The sequence below is a fragment of the Mycobacterium sp. IDR2000157661 genome (assembly GCF_022317005.1).
Classification (GTDB): Bacteria; Actinomycetota; Actinomycetes; order Mycobacteriales; family Mycobacteriaceae; genus Mycobacterium.
In genome coordinates this window covers 4,492,901-4,506,717 of record NZ_CP081006.1, presented here as the reverse complement: position 1 = coordinate 4,506,717, position 13,817 = coordinate 4,492,901, and the positions used below count along the sequence as shown (strand labels likewise).

At 69.4% G+C, this 13,817-nt stretch carries 12 protein-coding genes; 6 read left to right on the top strand and 6 right to left on the bottom strand.

Translation table 11 applies throughout. The annotated features are described in order from the left end of the window. Positions 1–31 precede the first annotated feature (31 nt). Positions 32–1,318 (bottom strand): polysaccharide pyruvyl transferase family protein, encoded by a 1,287-nt coding sequence (locus K3G64_RS23110; RefSeq protein ID WP_238887603.1) that lies wholly within the window; start codon positions 1,316–1,318, stop codon positions 32–34. A 247-nt stretch (positions 1,319–1,565) separates the two neighbouring features. On the opposite strand from K3G64_RS23110, the gene nhaA reads away from it, so the two are divergent. Together nhaA and dxs are read left to right on the top strand one after the other, a co-directional pair. Then, positions 1,566–2,894 carry a Na+/H+ antiporter NhaA gene (nhaA, locus tag K3G64_RS23105; RefSeq protein ID WP_238887601.1) on the top strand — a complete coding sequence of 443 codons (1,329 nt, stop codon included), beginning with the start codon at positions 1,566–1,568 and terminating at the stop codon, positions 2,892–2,894. Positions 2,895–2,922: 28 nt separating this feature from the next. Further along, positions 2,923–4,845, top strand: coding sequence for a 1-deoxy-D-xylulose-5-phosphate synthase (dxs, locus tag K3G64_RS23100; RefSeq protein ID WP_238887599.1), 1,923 nt, complete (start codon positions 2,923–2,925; stop codon positions 4,843–4,845). 28 nt (positions 4,846–4,873) lie between these two features. Here the strand turns inward: dxs and K3G64_RS23095 are convergent, their stop codons facing one another. Beyond that, entirely contained in the window at positions 4,874–6,169 is a 1,296-nt protein-coding gene (locus K3G64_RS23095) for a ribonuclease D (protein WP_238887598.1), read from the bottom strand. 2 nt (positions 6,170–6,171) lie between these two features. Then, positions 6,172–6,708, bottom strand: a complete 537-nt coding sequence (locus tag K3G64_RS23090) for a DUF3000 domain-containing protein (RefSeq protein WP_238950952.1) — start codon at positions 6,706–6,708, stop codon at positions 6,172–6,174. Between the two features lie 164 nt (positions 6,709–6,872). On the opposite strand from K3G64_RS23090, the gene hemE reads away from it, so the two are divergent. From hemE to K3G64_RS23070, 4 genes are read left to right on the top strand one after another with little or no spacing between them, the layout of a single operon-like run. Next, entirely contained in the window at positions 6,873–7,937 is a 1,065-nt protein-coding gene (hemE, locus tag K3G64_RS23085; RefSeq protein ID WP_238887596.1) for a uroporphyrinogen decarboxylase, read from the top strand. After that, the gene (locus K3G64_RS23080) at positions 7,934–9,298 is read left to right on the top strand and encodes a protoporphyrinogen oxidase (RefSeq protein WP_238887594.1); all 1,365 of its coding nucleotides are present in this window, start codon (positions 7,934–7,936) and stop codon (positions 9,296–9,298) included. Before hemE ends, K3G64_RS23080 begins: the two co-directional genes overlap by 4 nt. Before the next feature lie 4 nt (positions 9,299–9,302). After that, positions 9,303–10,007 (top strand): hydrogen peroxide-dependent heme synthase, encoded by a 705-nt coding sequence (gene hemQ / locus K3G64_RS23075; RefSeq protein WP_238887592.1) that lies wholly within the window; start codon positions 9,303–9,305, stop codon positions 10,005–10,007. A gap of 54 nt (positions 10,008–10,061) precedes the next feature. Beyond that, positions 10,062–10,373 (top strand): hypothetical protein, encoded by a 312-nt coding sequence (locus K3G64_RS23070; protein ID WP_370647021.1) that lies wholly within the window; start codon positions 10,062–10,064, stop codon positions 10,371–10,373. A gap of 85 nt (positions 10,374–10,458) precedes the next feature. Here the strand turns inward: K3G64_RS23070 and msrB are convergent, their stop codons facing one another. Genes msrB through K3G64_RS23055 form a run of 3 tightly spaced genes read right to left on the bottom strand, consistent with a single transcriptional unit; the run spans position 10,459 to position 13,799 of the window. Beyond that, positions 10,459–10,875 (bottom strand): peptide-methionine (R)-S-oxide reductase MsrB, encoded by a 417-nt coding sequence (gene msrB / locus K3G64_RS23065; RefSeq protein WP_238887585.1) that lies wholly within the window; start codon positions 10,873–10,875, stop codon positions 10,459–10,461. 39 nt (positions 10,876–10,914) lie between these two features. Further along, the gene (gene aftC, locus K3G64_RS23060) at positions 10,915–12,198 is read right to left on the bottom strand and encodes an arabinofuranan 3-O-arabinosyltransferase (RefSeq protein WP_238887583.1); all 1,284 of its coding nucleotides are present in this window, start codon (positions 12,196–12,198) and stop codon (positions 10,915–10,917) included. A gap of 35 nt (positions 12,199–12,233) precedes the next feature. Then, a complete protein-coding gene (locus K3G64_RS23055) occupies positions 12,234–13,799 on the bottom strand; it encodes an alpha/beta hydrolase (RefSeq protein WP_238887576.1) in 1,566 nt (521 codons plus the stop codon). Positions 13,800–13,817: the final 18 nt, after the last annotated feature.

Below are 13,817 nucleotides of genomic sequence, written 5' to 3'. Positions count from 1 at the left end.
ATCGAATGGGGCATCGGATGGGCGCCGCCGCTCACCGGCGCAGGGGTGACATGTCCACCCACCGGCTTCCGGTCAACCGCAGGCTGTTGCGCGCGCGGTGGAGCAACGACGGTGCGGGTGGGTAGATCTCGGCGGCCAGCGCCGCCTTTCTGCTGCGGTGGAGCTGCACTGCCTCCGCGGCGAATCCGCCGTCACGCACCGGGGTGTCCGGCAGGTCGGTCGAATCGGCGACCCGCCACCTCGATCCCGCCTCGACGAGTGACTGATGCTTGTTCGGGTAGTAGTCGGCGCGGCCGGACAACGCCAGACCGCTCGCCCCGATTGCGGCGGCCAACAGGTGCGGGTGGAACCGGGTGCTGACCCACACCTGTTCGGCTGTGGCCGGCAGCCCACAGGCCCACACCGCGCTGAAGGGGACGAACTCGGCGCCGGTCAGAAGATGGGCGATCCGGTCGAACACGATGCGGTCCGCCCCGGGGATCCCCTCGATCACCGCTACGTCTCGGCCACTCAACCTCCACCGCTCGATCAGCCGGGTGATGGCGCTGGTGAGGCCCTCGATACCCCGGCCGTCGGCGAAGTCATCCATCAGGTCCGACTGAAGACAGAAGACGATCGGTCGCTTTGCCGCCTCCGACCCGGCGTCATAGGCGTCGGGCCCGATGCCGAGCCAAGCGTCGTCGCCGGTGAATTCGACCGAACCTTCCTCTCCGGCAAGGAAAGCGAACGACGGGCGGTCTCGCACGTCGAACAGCGCGAAGCGGGATTGCAATTCGCGCAGCAGCCCCAACCGGTCCGGCTCGCCGACGGGGACGAGGCCTTGCCCGGTCGCCAGCACCCGGCCGCCCGACCGCTCGGCTGCTGCGGCCGCCGCCGCCAACAACGCCATGTGGTGGGGCCACACCGCGTTGATGTAGCCGCCGCCGACGAGGTGCACGGTATCGGCGGCGGTAAGCAATTCGATGCCCGAGACGATTCTAGGCATGCGGCCCGGATCGTTGACGACGTCGGCGGCGACGACCGCGGCCTCGGCCGACGCGAGGTGAGAGGTCGCGAGACAGATCCGCCAGATGGTGTCGACGAACGTCAACCGCGGATGACTGCCCTGGAGTAGAACGGCCGCCTGACCGGGGGTGTGGCAGTCGACCACGACGTCGGCATCGGGCCGGACCACGGCCAGATGGCGCAGCCAGGTGCGCAGGATGAACTCGTCGCCGTAATTCGGGTTGCCGCTCGGCGCGACGAGATAGATGCGCTCAATGGGTGTTCGTCCGCGCGCTCGTACCGAGCCTGGCTGCGGTGATGTGGCTGCGTGCACCGGCGGCCCCTCTGATCGACGACCTCTGTCGCACGTCCCGAGTCGGGTGCACGACAGACCGTTGCCGACCAGGCTTCCCGGCGCGCCGCCGTAGATGTTAGCCGATGGTTGATCGCCGGTGAGCGCGTACTTGACCGACAGCGCAGCGCCGAGCGGGCCCGGATGCAATAGGGTGGTGCCCAATGGTGTGCCGGGAAGTCTGGTCGGCGGGTACTGATCGACATTCGCGACTCCTCCAAGGCAGCCCATGACCGACAACCCCATCCGCAGACTCGCCCAGCGCGGTCTGCTCGCCCGCGGTTCGTGGGCGGAGACCCGGCGGGTGTCGTCGATCCTGCGCAAGGAGACCGTCGGCGGCGCCGTGCTGCTGGTCGCGTCGGCGGTGGCCCTGGTGTGGGCGAACTCGCCGTGGTCGGAGACATACTTCGCGCTGCGCGATCTGAAGGTCGGCGGTGAGCCGTTCGGTCTGCATCTGCAACTGAGCCTGGGCACGTGGGCGGCCGACGGCTTGTTGGCGATCTTCTTCTTCGTCGTCGGTCTGGAGTTGAAGCGCGAATTCGTCGCCGGCGATCTGCGCGACCCCAGCCGCGCGGCCATGCCGATCGCGGCGGCTGTCGGCGGAATGGTGGCGCCCGCATTGATCTTCGTTGCGGTGACGGCCCACGTCGGTGACGGCGCGACGCGGGGGTGGGCCATCCCGACGGCTACCGACATCGCGTTCGCCGTCGCGGTGCTCGCGGTCATCTCGACCCACCTGCCGGCGGCGCTGCGCACCTTCCTGTTGACCCTCGCCGTCGTCGACGACCTCCTCGCCGTCACCGTGATCGCCGTCTTCTACACCGACGACATCAATTCGACGGCACTGTTGCTGTCCTTCGTCCCGCTGGCGCTATTCGCGTTCTGTGTGCAGCGCCGGATTCAGTCCTGGTGGTTGCTGCTGCCCCTGGCGGGCGCGACGTGGGTGCTGATGCACGAGTCCGGTGTGCATGCGACCGTGGCAGGGGTGCTGCTCGGGTTCGCCGTGCCGGTGCTGCGTTCGGCCGCCGCGGGCGGTCCCGAGGCCGGTCCCGGGCTCGCCGAGCACTTCGAGCACCGACTGCGTCCGCTGTCGGCGGGCGTGGCCGTGCCGATCTTCGCCTTCTTCGCCGCCGGGGTGCACATCGGCGGGCTGGACGGGCTCACCCGGGCGATGACGGACCCGATCACCCTCGGCATCGTGCTCGGGCTGGTGGTGGGCAAGCCGGTCGGCATCTTTCTCACCACCCGCATCCTGTCCGCCGTCACGCGGGCCCAACTGGACCAGGCGTTGCGCTGGGTCGACGTGCTGGGCATCGCGATGCTGGCAGGCATCGGGTTCACGGTGTCGCTGTTGATCGGTGATCTGGCGTACGGGCAGGGCACAGAACGTGACGAATTCGTGAAGGTCGGAGTGCTTGCCGGCTCGCTGCTCGCCGCCGCCTGCGCAGCAGTGCTGTTACGCATGCGCAACAGGCACTATCGCGCCATCGAAGAGCAGGAGACCCTCGACTCGGACCGCGACGGTGTGCCCGACGTCTACCAGTCTCGAGACGACTGACCACGATATGCGTGCGTAGACTGACGGAATGCTTGAACAGATCCGCGGTCCCGCTGATCTGCAGCACCTGACACAGTCGCAGCTGAGCGATTTGGCGCGCGAAATTCGCGAGTTCCTGATTCACAAGGTCGCTGCAACCGGCGGGCATCTCGGCCCGAACCTCGGCGTCGTCGAGCTCACGCTCGCGCTGCACCGGGTGTTCGACTCGCCGCACGATCCGATCATCTTCGACACCGGACATCAGTCCTACGTGCACAAGATGCTCACCGGTCGCAGCCACGAGTTCGACTCGCTACGCAAGAAGGGCGGTCTGTCGGGCTATCCCTCCCGCGAGGAGAGCGAGCACGACTGGGTGGAGTCCAGCCACGCCAGTTCGGCGCTGTCCTACGCCGACGGGCTGGCCAAGGCCTTCGAGCTGTCCGGGCACCGCAACCGCCACGTGGTCGCCGTCGTCGGTGACGGCGCGTTGACCGGCGGCATGTGTTGGGAGGCTCTCAACAACATCGCCGCGGCGCGCCGCCCGGTCGTCATCGTCGTCAACGACAACGGCCGCAGCTATGCGCCCACGATCGGCGGTTTCGCCGAACATCTGGCCGCGCTGCGGCTGCAGCCGGGATACGAGCGCGTTCTCGAAGAGGGCCGTAAGGCCGTGCGCGGGGTCCCGCTCATCGGCGAGATCTGCTACCAGTTCATGCACAGCATGAAGGCCGGCATCAAGGACGCGCTGTCGCCGCAGGTGATGTTCACCGACCTGGGCCTGAAGTATGTCGGCCCCATCGACGGCCACGACGAGCAGGCGGTCGAGTCCGCGCTGCGACACGCCCGTGGCTTCAACATGCCGGTGATCGTGCACGTCGTCACCCGCAAGGGCATGGGATACGCGCCCGCGGAGAACGACGAGGCCGACCAGATGCACGCGTGCGGCGTCATCGACCCCGAGACCGGTCTGGCGACGTCCATTCCAGGACCCGGGTGGACCTCGGCCTTCTCCGACGCATTGATCGGCTACGCGGCCCGGCGGCGAGACGTGGTCGCGATCACCGCCGCGATGCCGGGTCCGACGGGGCTGACGAAGTTCCGGGACCGCTTCCCTGACCGGTTCTTCGACGTCGGCATCGCCGAACAACATGCGATGACCTCAGCGGCCGGCCTGGCGATGGGCGGCCTGCACCCGGTCGTGGCGATCTACTCGACGTTCCTGAACCGCGCTTTCGACCAGCTGATGATGGACGTCGCGCTGCACCGACTGCCGGTCACCATGGTGCTGGACCGCTCCGGTGTCACCGGCCCGGACGGCGCCAGCCACAACGGCATGTGGGACCTGTCGATGCTGAGCATCGTGCCGGGCATGCGGGTCGCCGCCCCGCGCGACGGCGCGCGCCTGCGAGAGGAACTCGGCGAGGCGCTCGACGTCAACGACGGTCCGACCGCAATCCGCTTCCCCAAAGGCGACGTGGGCGAGGACATCTCGGCCGTCGAACGCCGCGGCGGTGTCGACGTGCTCGCCGTCCCCGGCGACGACCTGTCCGACGACGTCCTGCTGGTGGCGGTCGGGCCCTTCGCGGCCATGGCACTGTCGGTGGCCGAGCTGCTGCGCAACCAGGGCATCGGTGTGACTGTCGTCGACCCGCGCTGGGTGCTGCCCGTCCCCGAGGCGCTGATCGGCCTTGCGCGCGCACACAAACTCGTGGTGACGCTCGAGGACAACGGCGTCAACGGGGGCGTCGGGTCCGCCGTGTCGGCGGCACTGCGGCGCGCCGAGGTCGATGTGCCGTGTCGCGACGTCGGGTTGCCGCAGGAGTTCTTCGCGCACGCCTCACGCGGTGAGGTGCTGGCCGAGGTCGGGCTCACCGATCGCAACATCGCCCGTCAGATCACCGGCTGGGTGGCCGCACAGGGCAGCTCCGTCGGCGAGGCCAGCGAGAGCGAGATCAGCGAGCGCCTCGACTGATCCCGGCCGGCGCGCGTGTCGGCTCGGTTCAGGTCTGTTCGCCGGTCTGGACCTTCGCGTCGGCAGCGGCCAGCGCACCGGCCAGCACCGGCACCGTCAACTCGCGCTGCCACTGACGCGCGCCCGCATTGCGTAGGAACGCCTCGACGACGCCTGCACGGTCGTCGACGGGCTCCCAGTCCCAGCACAGCCGGCGCACGGTGTCAGGCGCCAGAATATTTTCCGCGGGAGTCGAAACCCGTTGCGACAGTTGTACAAGTCCCGCACGCGCCGCTTCGAGCCGGACGGCCGCCTCCGGCTTGCGTCGGGCCCAGCGGGACGCAGGCGGCGGACCGTTCGGCGGCTCATGGATCGTCGGCGGGTCCGGCGTGGTCCGGGCCCGCGCCAGCGCGTCGAGCCACACCCTGGCGCTGCGGCGCTGCCGGGAGCCGCCGAAGACCGGCAGAGCGGTCAGCTGTTCGACGGTGTCGGGGTCGACGGTGGCGGCGTTGACTATCGCGGCGTCGGGCAGGATTCGGCCCGGCGCGATGTCACGGCGCTGGGCGATGGTGTCGCGGGCGGTCCACATCTCGCGCACCGCCGCAAGGGCACGCTGGTCGCGGACCTTGTGGATGCCCGAGGTGCGTCGCCAACGGTCGCGCCGGGTCGGTGGCGCCACGTAGGTGCGTAAGTGCTCGAATTCCTGTGCCGCCCAGTCGGTTTTGCCTTGTTCCTCGAGCACGGCCGCGACGGCGTGACGCAGGTCGATCAGCACCTCGACGTCCAGAGCGGCGTAGTTCAGCCACTCGTCGGGCAGCGGCCGCTTGGACCAGTCGGCGGCGCCGTGCCCCTTCGTCAACTGCAGGCCCAGCAGGCGCTGCACCATCGCGGCGAGGTTGACCTTGTCATAGCCGGCAAGCCGACCGGCCAACTCGGTGTCGTACAGCTTGGTCGGCCGCATGCCGAGTTCGGCCAGACACGGCAGATCCTGATCGGCGGCGTGCAGTACCCACTCGTCGGTGGCCAGCACCTCGGCGACCGGTGCCAAGGTGGCAACGGGATCGCCGCCGTGGTTGACCGGGTCGATCAGGACGGTCCCTGCGCCGGCCCTCCGGATCTGCACCAGGTAGGCACGGTTGGAGTACCGGAACCCCGACGCGCGCTCGGCGTCGACCGCGAAGGGCCCGTGCCCGGAGTCGAGAAGCTCCGCGGCTCGGTGGATCTCGCTGGAGCTGACCGACAGGGCGGGCACGCCGTCGCGCGGGGCCAGCAGCGGTGTGGCCTCGGGTTCAGCGGGTTCGGGCGGGTCAGCCTGGGAGTGCTCGGGTTCGGTTGCCTCGGGCATCGTCAGGCGCGGGTGCGGGAGCTCAGGTCGGTCACCCCGGTGGGCGGCAGGCCGGCCGCGTGTTCGAGCACCTCGCAGAACGCCTCGACGTGCGGCCCGAGTTCGAGCGTCGTCGCGGTCCACGACGCCCGCAGCTCGAGCTGGTGGGCGCGCGGCGGACCCGAGATGTCGCCGTAGCGCACCGACGTGGTGGCCGTGACGGTGCCGCCAAGCGCGGTGACGTGCTCGGCCCGCTGCTCGAGGGCGTCCACCAGCCAACTCCATGCCACCTCGGGCAGCAGGGGATCGACGGCCTCGCTGGAGTCCAGGTCGGCCTGGACGTAGGCGACGAGCCGCATGGTGCCGTCCCACGCCTCGGCGCCTTCGGGATCGTGCAACAGGATGAGCCGTCCGAACGCGTCACCCTCCGAGCGCTCCGGGACGATAGCCGTCTCGGGGTGGCGGACCTCGGCGCCCAGCGCATAGCTGTACGGTGCCAGCCGCTGCGGCGGGCGGATCGGACCCAGCTCGATCTCCGGTCGCACGGTGGTGGCATTCATCGCCGCCACCGCTTCGCGGAACTGAGCCGGTTCGGCGGTGGTCACGACATTTGACGCTAGCGGATTCGGGCAGGTCTGTGCGCGTGGCGCGCCGATTCTCCGCCGCATCCGATCGCCCGAGGCGTGACGGGGGCCGCCGCATCGGCATGGCAGCATTGAAGACGATGAACACCCGCCGTGACCTGCCCGAGTCGCCCTACCTGGCCGCCGCAGGCGGCCGCAAACCCGGCCGCGTGCCGGTGTGGTTCATGCGGCAGGCCGGCCGCTCGCTACCCGAGTACCGCGCCTTGCGGGCCAAGAACACGATGATGCAGGCCTGCTTCGACGCCGAGTTGATCACCGAGATCACGCTGCAGCCCGTCCGTAGGCACGGCGTGGACGCCGCGATCCTGTTCTCCGACATCGTGGTGCCGCTTCGCGCGTCGGGAATCGACCTCGACATCGTGCCCGACGTCGGCCCGGTGATCGCGAACCCGATTCGCACCCTGGCCGATGTGCAGGCGATGCAACCGCTGCAGCGCGAGCAGGTGGCGGCGGTGGCCGAGGCGGTGAGCATGTTGGTGTCCGAACTCGGCGCCGTGCCGCTGATCGGGTTCGCAGGGGCACCGTTCACCCTGGCTTCCTATCTGGTGGAGGGCGGGCCCAGCCGCAACCACGAGCGCACCAAGGCGATGATGCTCGGCGAACCCGACACCTGGCACGCGCTGATGACGGCGCTGACCGACGTGACGATCGCGTTCCTGCAGACCCAGGTGGACGCCGGAGTCGACGCGATCCAGTTGTTCGACTCGTGGGCCGGCACGCTCTCGCTGGCCGACTACCGCAGCCATGTGCTGCCGCACAGCACCAGGGTGTTCGCCTCGTTGGCGTCGGCGGGCGTGCCGATGACCCACTTCGGGGTGGGTACCGCCGAACTGCTGGGCGTGATGTCGCAGGCCGCCTGCGGGCACGGCGCCCCGGCCGTCGTCGGCGTGGACTGGCGCACGGCGCTGCCCGACGCCGCCGCCCGGGTGCAGGCCGGCGTGGCGCTTCAGGGCAACCTCGATCCGGTCGTGCTGCTGGCCGGCTGGGCGGTGGCCGAGAAGGCCGCGCGCACCGTCGTCGACGAGGGTCGCCGTGCGGTCGACGCCGGTGCGGCCGGACACGTCTTCAACCTCGGTCACGGGGTGCTGCCCGGCACCGATCCCGACATCATCACCGACCTGGTGGCGTTGGTGCACTCGCTATGACTGTCTCCTATTGCGTTGTGGGCGGTGGTATTTCGGGTCTGGTGGCCGCATATCGCCTGCGGGTGGCCGCCGGACCGGACGCGTCGATCACGCTGTTCGACCCCGCCGACCGGCTGGGCGGGGTGTTGCGCACCGAGAGAATCGGCGGCCAGCCCATGGACGTCGGGGCGGAGGCTTTCGTCGCGCGGCGACCGGAGGTGCCCGCGCTGCTGGCCGAACTCGGGCTGGCGGACAGGCAGGTGGGGACGACGGGCGCGCGGCCGCTGATCTACAGCCAGGCGGCGCTGCACCCGCTGCCCGCAGGCACGCTGCAGGGCCTTCCGGCGCAGCCGACGGCACTGGCCGGACTGGTGGACGACGCGACGATCGCGCGCATACGCGACGAACCTCGCCGGCCCTTCTCATGGCGACCCGGCGCCGACCCGTCGGTGGCCGAACTCGTCGGTGACCGCTTCGGCCCCCAGGTGGTGGCCCGATCGGTGGAGCCGCTGCTGATGGGCGTCTACTCCGGTTCGGCGGCCACGATCGGGGTGCGCTCGGCGATCCCGACCCTGACGGTGGTGCTGGACCGGGGCGCGCGCAACCTCACCGAGGCGGTGCGTGAGGCATTGGCAACGGCGGCGCCGCCGAGCACGGGGTCGGTGTTCGGCGCGGTCGAGGGCGGTTACTCGGTGCTGGTCGACGAACTGGTGCGGCGCGCAGGTGTGCGCTGGTTGCAGGTGGCCGTCGAACGGGTGGACCGCGGCGCGACCGGCTGGCAACTGGTCGACGATGAAGGCACCCGCCACCACGCCGACGCGGTGGTGCTGGCCGTACCCGCGCCGCGGCTGGCGCGGCTGGTCGCCGACATCGCTCCCAGGACTGCTGCGGCAGCGCGCCGCATCCCCGTCGCGTCAACCGCACTGGTGGCGTTGGCGTTGCCCGGCGGCACCCCGCTGCCCCAGCAGTCCGGTGTGCTGGTGGCCGGCGGCGAACGCCTGCGGGCCAAGGCGATCACGCTGACGACGCGCAAGTGGGGCCGGCGCGGCAACGTCGAACTGGTGCGACTGTCGTTCGGCCGCTTCGGTGACGATCTGGCGTCCAGCGCGGGCGACGAGGACCTGCTCGAATGGTCGGCGCAGGACCTGGACACCCTGTTCGGCGTCAGCACCGAACCCGTCGACTGCCGGGTGCAGCGCTGGATCGACGCCATGCCCCAGTACGGGCCCGCGCACGCCGAGCTGGTCACCGATCTGCGCGCCGGGCTGCCGCCGACCATCGCCGTTGCGGGCGGTTATCTGGACGGCATCGGCGTGCCCGCCTGCGTCTCGGCGGCCACCAGGGCAGCGGCCTCGTTGGTGACCTCGCGCGTGGCACGATAGACCCATGGCCAAGCTCGACTACGACACGCTCAACGCCACCATCCGCTACCTGATGTTCTCGGTGTTCTCGGTGCGGCCAGGGCAGCTCGGCCAGGACGGAGAGGGGCGCGCGGCCGCCGTGGACGAGACCGCGACCTTCCTCAAGCACCAGGAGGAGCGGGGTGTGGTGATCCGCGGCCTCTACGACATCGCGGGGATGCGCGCCGACGCCGATTTCATGATCTGGACGCACGCCGAGACCGTCGAGGCGCTGCAGGCCACCTACGCCGACTTCCGCCGCACCACGGCGCTGGGCCGGGCGAGCACGCCGGTGTGGAGCAACGTCGCGCTGCACCGGCCCGCCGAGTTCAACAAGAGCCACATCCCGGCGTTCCTCGCCGGCGAGGAGCCCGGCAACTACATCTGTGTGTATCCGTTCGTGCGCTCACTGGACTGGTACCTGTTGCCCGACGACGAGCGTCGTCGCATGCTCGCCGAACACGGCATGGCCGCGCGGGGGTACAAGGACGTGCGGGCCAACACGGTGCCGGCGTTCGCGCTCGGCGACTACGAGTGGATCCTGGCGTTCGAGGCGCCCGAACTGCATCGCATCGTCGACGTGATGCGTGATCTGCGCGCCACCGACGCCCGCCGCCACGTCCGTGAGGAGACGCCGTTCTTCACCGGCCCGCGCGTGAGCGCCGAGCAGTTGATCGAGCGGTTGCCCTGAGGCAGTTTGCCCGAACACCACGCCGACAGCGGCGCCGGCGCTCATCATGAGTGGATGAACATGACGGCATGGGCCGGCGCCGCGATGTCGACCGCCGCCCTAGTGGGGGGATGTGTCGGCGTCGCGCAGGCGCAGAACGGCTTTCAATGTCCGCCACGCGCGGGCCAACTCATCGAGATCACCGCCGGCGACATCGACTGCCTCACGGCGTCGGATTTCGCCGCCCAGTACGACCTCTACGGCGACAAGTACCAGGTGATAGGGCCGTTCACGTGCTACTCCGGCAACGCGATGACCGCGCCGCTGCTGTTCCAGTGCGTGGCCGACACCGCGGATCGGGCGGAGTTCGCCGTCTATCCGGGATAACCGGACGACACGGGCGCCGAGATAGCATTCCTGGTCGCGATCGTGACAGATGCGCAGCCACGAGTTCTCGCTCGCGGCCGAGCGATCACGACGCCGGCGGAACCAGCCGCAGTGAGATCGAATTGATGCAGTACCGCTTGTCGGTCGGCGTCGGGTAGCCCTCGCCCTCGAAGACGTGGCCGAGATGGCTGTGGCAGTTGGCACACAGCACCTCGACGCGGCGCATTCCCAGCGAGTCGTCGGACCGCAGGATCACCGCGTCACTGTCGGCAGGATCGAAGAACGACGGCCAGCCGCAGTGCGACTCGAACTTCTCGGTGCTGCGGAACAGTTCGGCCCCGCAGGCGCGGCACTCGTAGACACCCTCGGTCTTGGTCTCGGTGTACTCGCCGGTGAACGGGCGCTCGGTGCCGGCCTGGCGCAACACCGCGAACTCCTCGGGCGTGAGCTTCTGGCGCCACTCGTCGTCGGTGAGCTGCAACTTGGGACCCGGTGTCGTCATGGTTCCACGTTAGCGGCGTTCGGCGGCACGCATCGCTACTCAGCTGATCGGCGGCGCGACGGGTTTCGCGGGCGCCGACGGTTCCTGCTCTTTCATCCACACGGGGTCGATACCGTCGTCGAGGCGGCTCTCGGCCTTGGCGTCGAGGTAGCGGAAGTACAGCACCGAGAACACCACGACCAGCATCAGGCCCCAGCCGTAGGTGATCTTCATGTACTCCAGGAAGCGGCCCGTCGACGGCCAGTGCCCGAGTAGCCACCGGTCGGCGCTCATGAACCCGTAGATCGCCACCCACGCCACCCAGTTGCGCAGCACCGAGTTGCGCAGCACCACCGTCATCAGGAACGGGAACAGCGCGATCGAGTAGTAGCCCTGGCCCAACGAGAGCACCAGGAACGACGCGGTGAGCACCACGCCTGAGGAGGTGAGCATCCAGAACAACGGGTCGCGGGTCCGGTAGTACTTGTAGAGCAGCCACAGGGTGTAGCCGGCGAGGAGGGCAAAACCGATGCGCAGCAACAGGATCAGCCATGTCGGCAGGCCGTAGTAGATGCCGTTGCCGGCGATCGAACTGTTGAAGTAGTCGCGGGTCGTCAGGATGTAGGGGATCGTGCGCGTGATGAAGCTCATCGGATCGCTGATCAACGGCCACGCCGCCACGTTGAACACCAGCGGCACCGCGAACGCACTCGCCAGCGCACGCCATTGGCGGTTGAGCAGGGGCAGCAACAGCAGCGGGGCCAGAAGGGGTTTGACGACCAGCGTCAGGCCGATCGCGATGCCGGCCCACCATTCGTGTTTCTTGTCGCGGTCGAGCAGCCACCGGAAGAACAACACCTCCATCAGCAGCAGGACGCCGTTGATGTTGCCGAACACCAGGGTGTTGATCACGCTTTCGGTGCAGAACATCACCGCCAGCAGGGCGGGCAACGCCACCGACCGGAAGCCGTAGCCGAACAGGCGCACCAGGAAGTAGGCGGCCAGCACCATCGCGATCGTGTTGAACGTGATGAACCAGTACCGCGACGCGTCGACGGGTAGATACCCGAACGGCGCCATCAACAGAGTGCCGCCCGGCGGGTAGAGGTAGTGCGGGTCGACGTGATCGAAGTGCTCGTTGTAGATGTCCCAGCCCATCTTGAAGTTCACGACGGCGCGATAGACGGGTCCGTAGTCGTCGGTGATGTAGCCGTTGGTCGCCAGCACGTAGCTGCGGTGGATGATGAACAGGATCGCCAGCGGCCACAGAATCGAGCGCAACACCGTCGCGACGCCGGGCGGGGAGGTGCGGGGCCGGAAAGCGGTCAAGACAAGATCGCGCACGACCGCACGGTACCCGACCCCTTCAGGGCAGGATGTCAGGCCGGGCAGAACGTGTCGGTCTCGGGCAGGTTGCCCGACTCCAGATACCCGATCACCGGCGGCAGCGCGCACGGCGAGTAGATGGAGGCTCCGTGGCCGATGCCCTGCCACATCACCCGGCGGTTCGCTGATCCGGCGTTGATCACCGTGGCCGCGACCGCGGCGACGCCCTCGTTGCCGACGATCGGGTCGTTCTGGGTGCCCAGCAGCAACACCGGGATCTCGAGGTTCTGCGGCTCCTGCGGCGGGGTGCCGCTGGGCCAGCTCAGGCAATCGACCAGGCTCAGCGCCCCGACGGCGCCGAACTGCGGATAGAGCCTGTCCCAGGCCACCACCAATTCGCGGACCCGGTCCGGTGTCGGGCGGTTCAGCGAGTCGCTGCACCGGTTGACGAACTGGCCGTCGGTGAAGCGCAGGTTCTCGGCCTCGACGATCAGATCGGTGAACGGGCCGGCATCACCGGACCGAGCGGCGGCCACCGCGGCGGCCAGCGTGTTGCCGGTCTGCACGCGGTCGCCGAGTGGATAGGCCAGCCTCGTCGCGATCGCGTTGGCCACTGTGGCCACCGATGCGCCGTTGGGTCCGCGGCCCTCATGGGCGGCCGAGAGCAGGGCGTCGACCGCGCCCTTCGGATCGGGGGCCAACGGGCAACCGGTGGCGGCGCACTGAGCGGCCCAGGCGTCCAGGGCGGCCTGTTCGCCCTTGACGCGCTGTTCGGCTGCGGCCTCGGCGGCGATGGCCAACGGCAACGGTGAGTCGAGCACCAGGCGCGCGACCTTGTTGGGATGCGATCCCGCGTAGGCCAGCGCCACCTGCGCGCCGTTGCCGACACCGAGCAGGGCCAGCGCAGGCACGTCCCAGGTGCTGCGCAACCGTTCGAGGTCCTCGGCGGCGTGGGCGTTGTCGTACGCGGAGTCGCCGGGAGCGATCATGTCGGTGCAATTGGTCGTCGCGGTCTGCGCGATGGCGGACAGGTTGGCCACGGGGTCGTCGCCGGCCTGGAACTGCGCCTGGTCGAGCATCTCCTGGCGGTCGAACAGGTCGCGGCAGTCCAGGTCGCCGGACATGCCGATCCCGCGCCGGTCGACGGCCACGACCGGGTGGGTGGCGAGCATGTCGGTGCCCGAACGCGACAGCCAGACCGGCAGTTGCACCGACGAGGGCAGGTCCGACCCTGTCGTCATCACCAGCGGCCCGGCGTCCGCGGGGGTTTGCGGCCCGCGCGCCCGCACGACTCCGATGCTCACCGTGCCGGTCGCGCCGTTGATCGAATCCAGGTCGGCGTCGTAGCTGGCGCAGTCGAGGGTGACGCCGGGGATCGTCGGGATGGCCGCATCGCTGAACACCCGGGTCGTGCAGTCGCTCCAGGCCAGGTCGTTCTTCGGCGCCTCGACCGGGGGCGGGCCCGCGGCCGGTTGGGCCGACGGCGGCTCACCCTGGGGGCCCGCCCCGGAATCGGTGGCGAACCGCGGATTGGCGGCCAGACCGGGCGCGCACGCGGTGAGGACCGCCACGACCGTTCCCAGGCTCAGCGCCCGGACCAGCTGAAGACGCCGATTCATGCCGACCACAGTACTGAT

Coding starts and splice junctions, on each gene's coding strand:
- nhaA (WP_238887601.1), top strand. CDS start 1,566: ATGACCGACAACCCCATCCGCAGACTCGCCCAGCGCGGTCTGCTCGCC.
- dxs (WP_238887599.1), top strand. CDS start 2,923: ATGCTTGAACAGATCCGCGGTCCCGCTGATCTGCAGCACCTGACACAG.
- K3G64_RS23095 (WP_238887598.1), bottom strand. CDS start 6,169: ATGCCCGAGGCAACCGAACCCGAGCACTCCCAGGCTGACCCGCCCGAA.
- K3G64_RS23090 (WP_238950952.1), bottom strand. CDS start 6,708: ATGAATGCCACCACCGTGCGACCGGAGATCGAGCTGGGTCCGATCCGC.
- hemE (WP_238887596.1), top strand. CDS start 6,873: ATGAACACCCGCCGTGACCTGCCCGAGTCGCCCTACCTGGCCGCCGCA.
- K3G64_RS23080 (WP_238887594.1), top strand. CDS start 7,934: ATGACTGTCTCCTATTGCGTTGTGGGCGGTGGTATTTCGGGTCTGGTG.
- hemQ (WP_238887592.1), top strand. CDS start 9,303: ATGGCCAAGCTCGACTACGACACGCTCAACGCCACCATCCGCTACCTG.
- K3G64_RS23070 (WP_370647021.1), top strand. CDS start 10,062: ATGAACATGACGGCATGGGCCGGCGCCGCGATGTCGACCGCCGCCCTA.
- msrB (WP_238887585.1), bottom strand. CDS start 10,875: ATGACGACACCGGGTCCCAAGTTGCAGCTCACCGACGACGAGTGGCGC.
- K3G64_RS23055 (WP_238887576.1), bottom strand. CDS start 13,799: ATGAATCGGCGTCTTCAGCTGGTCCGGGCGCTGAGCCTGGGAACGGTC.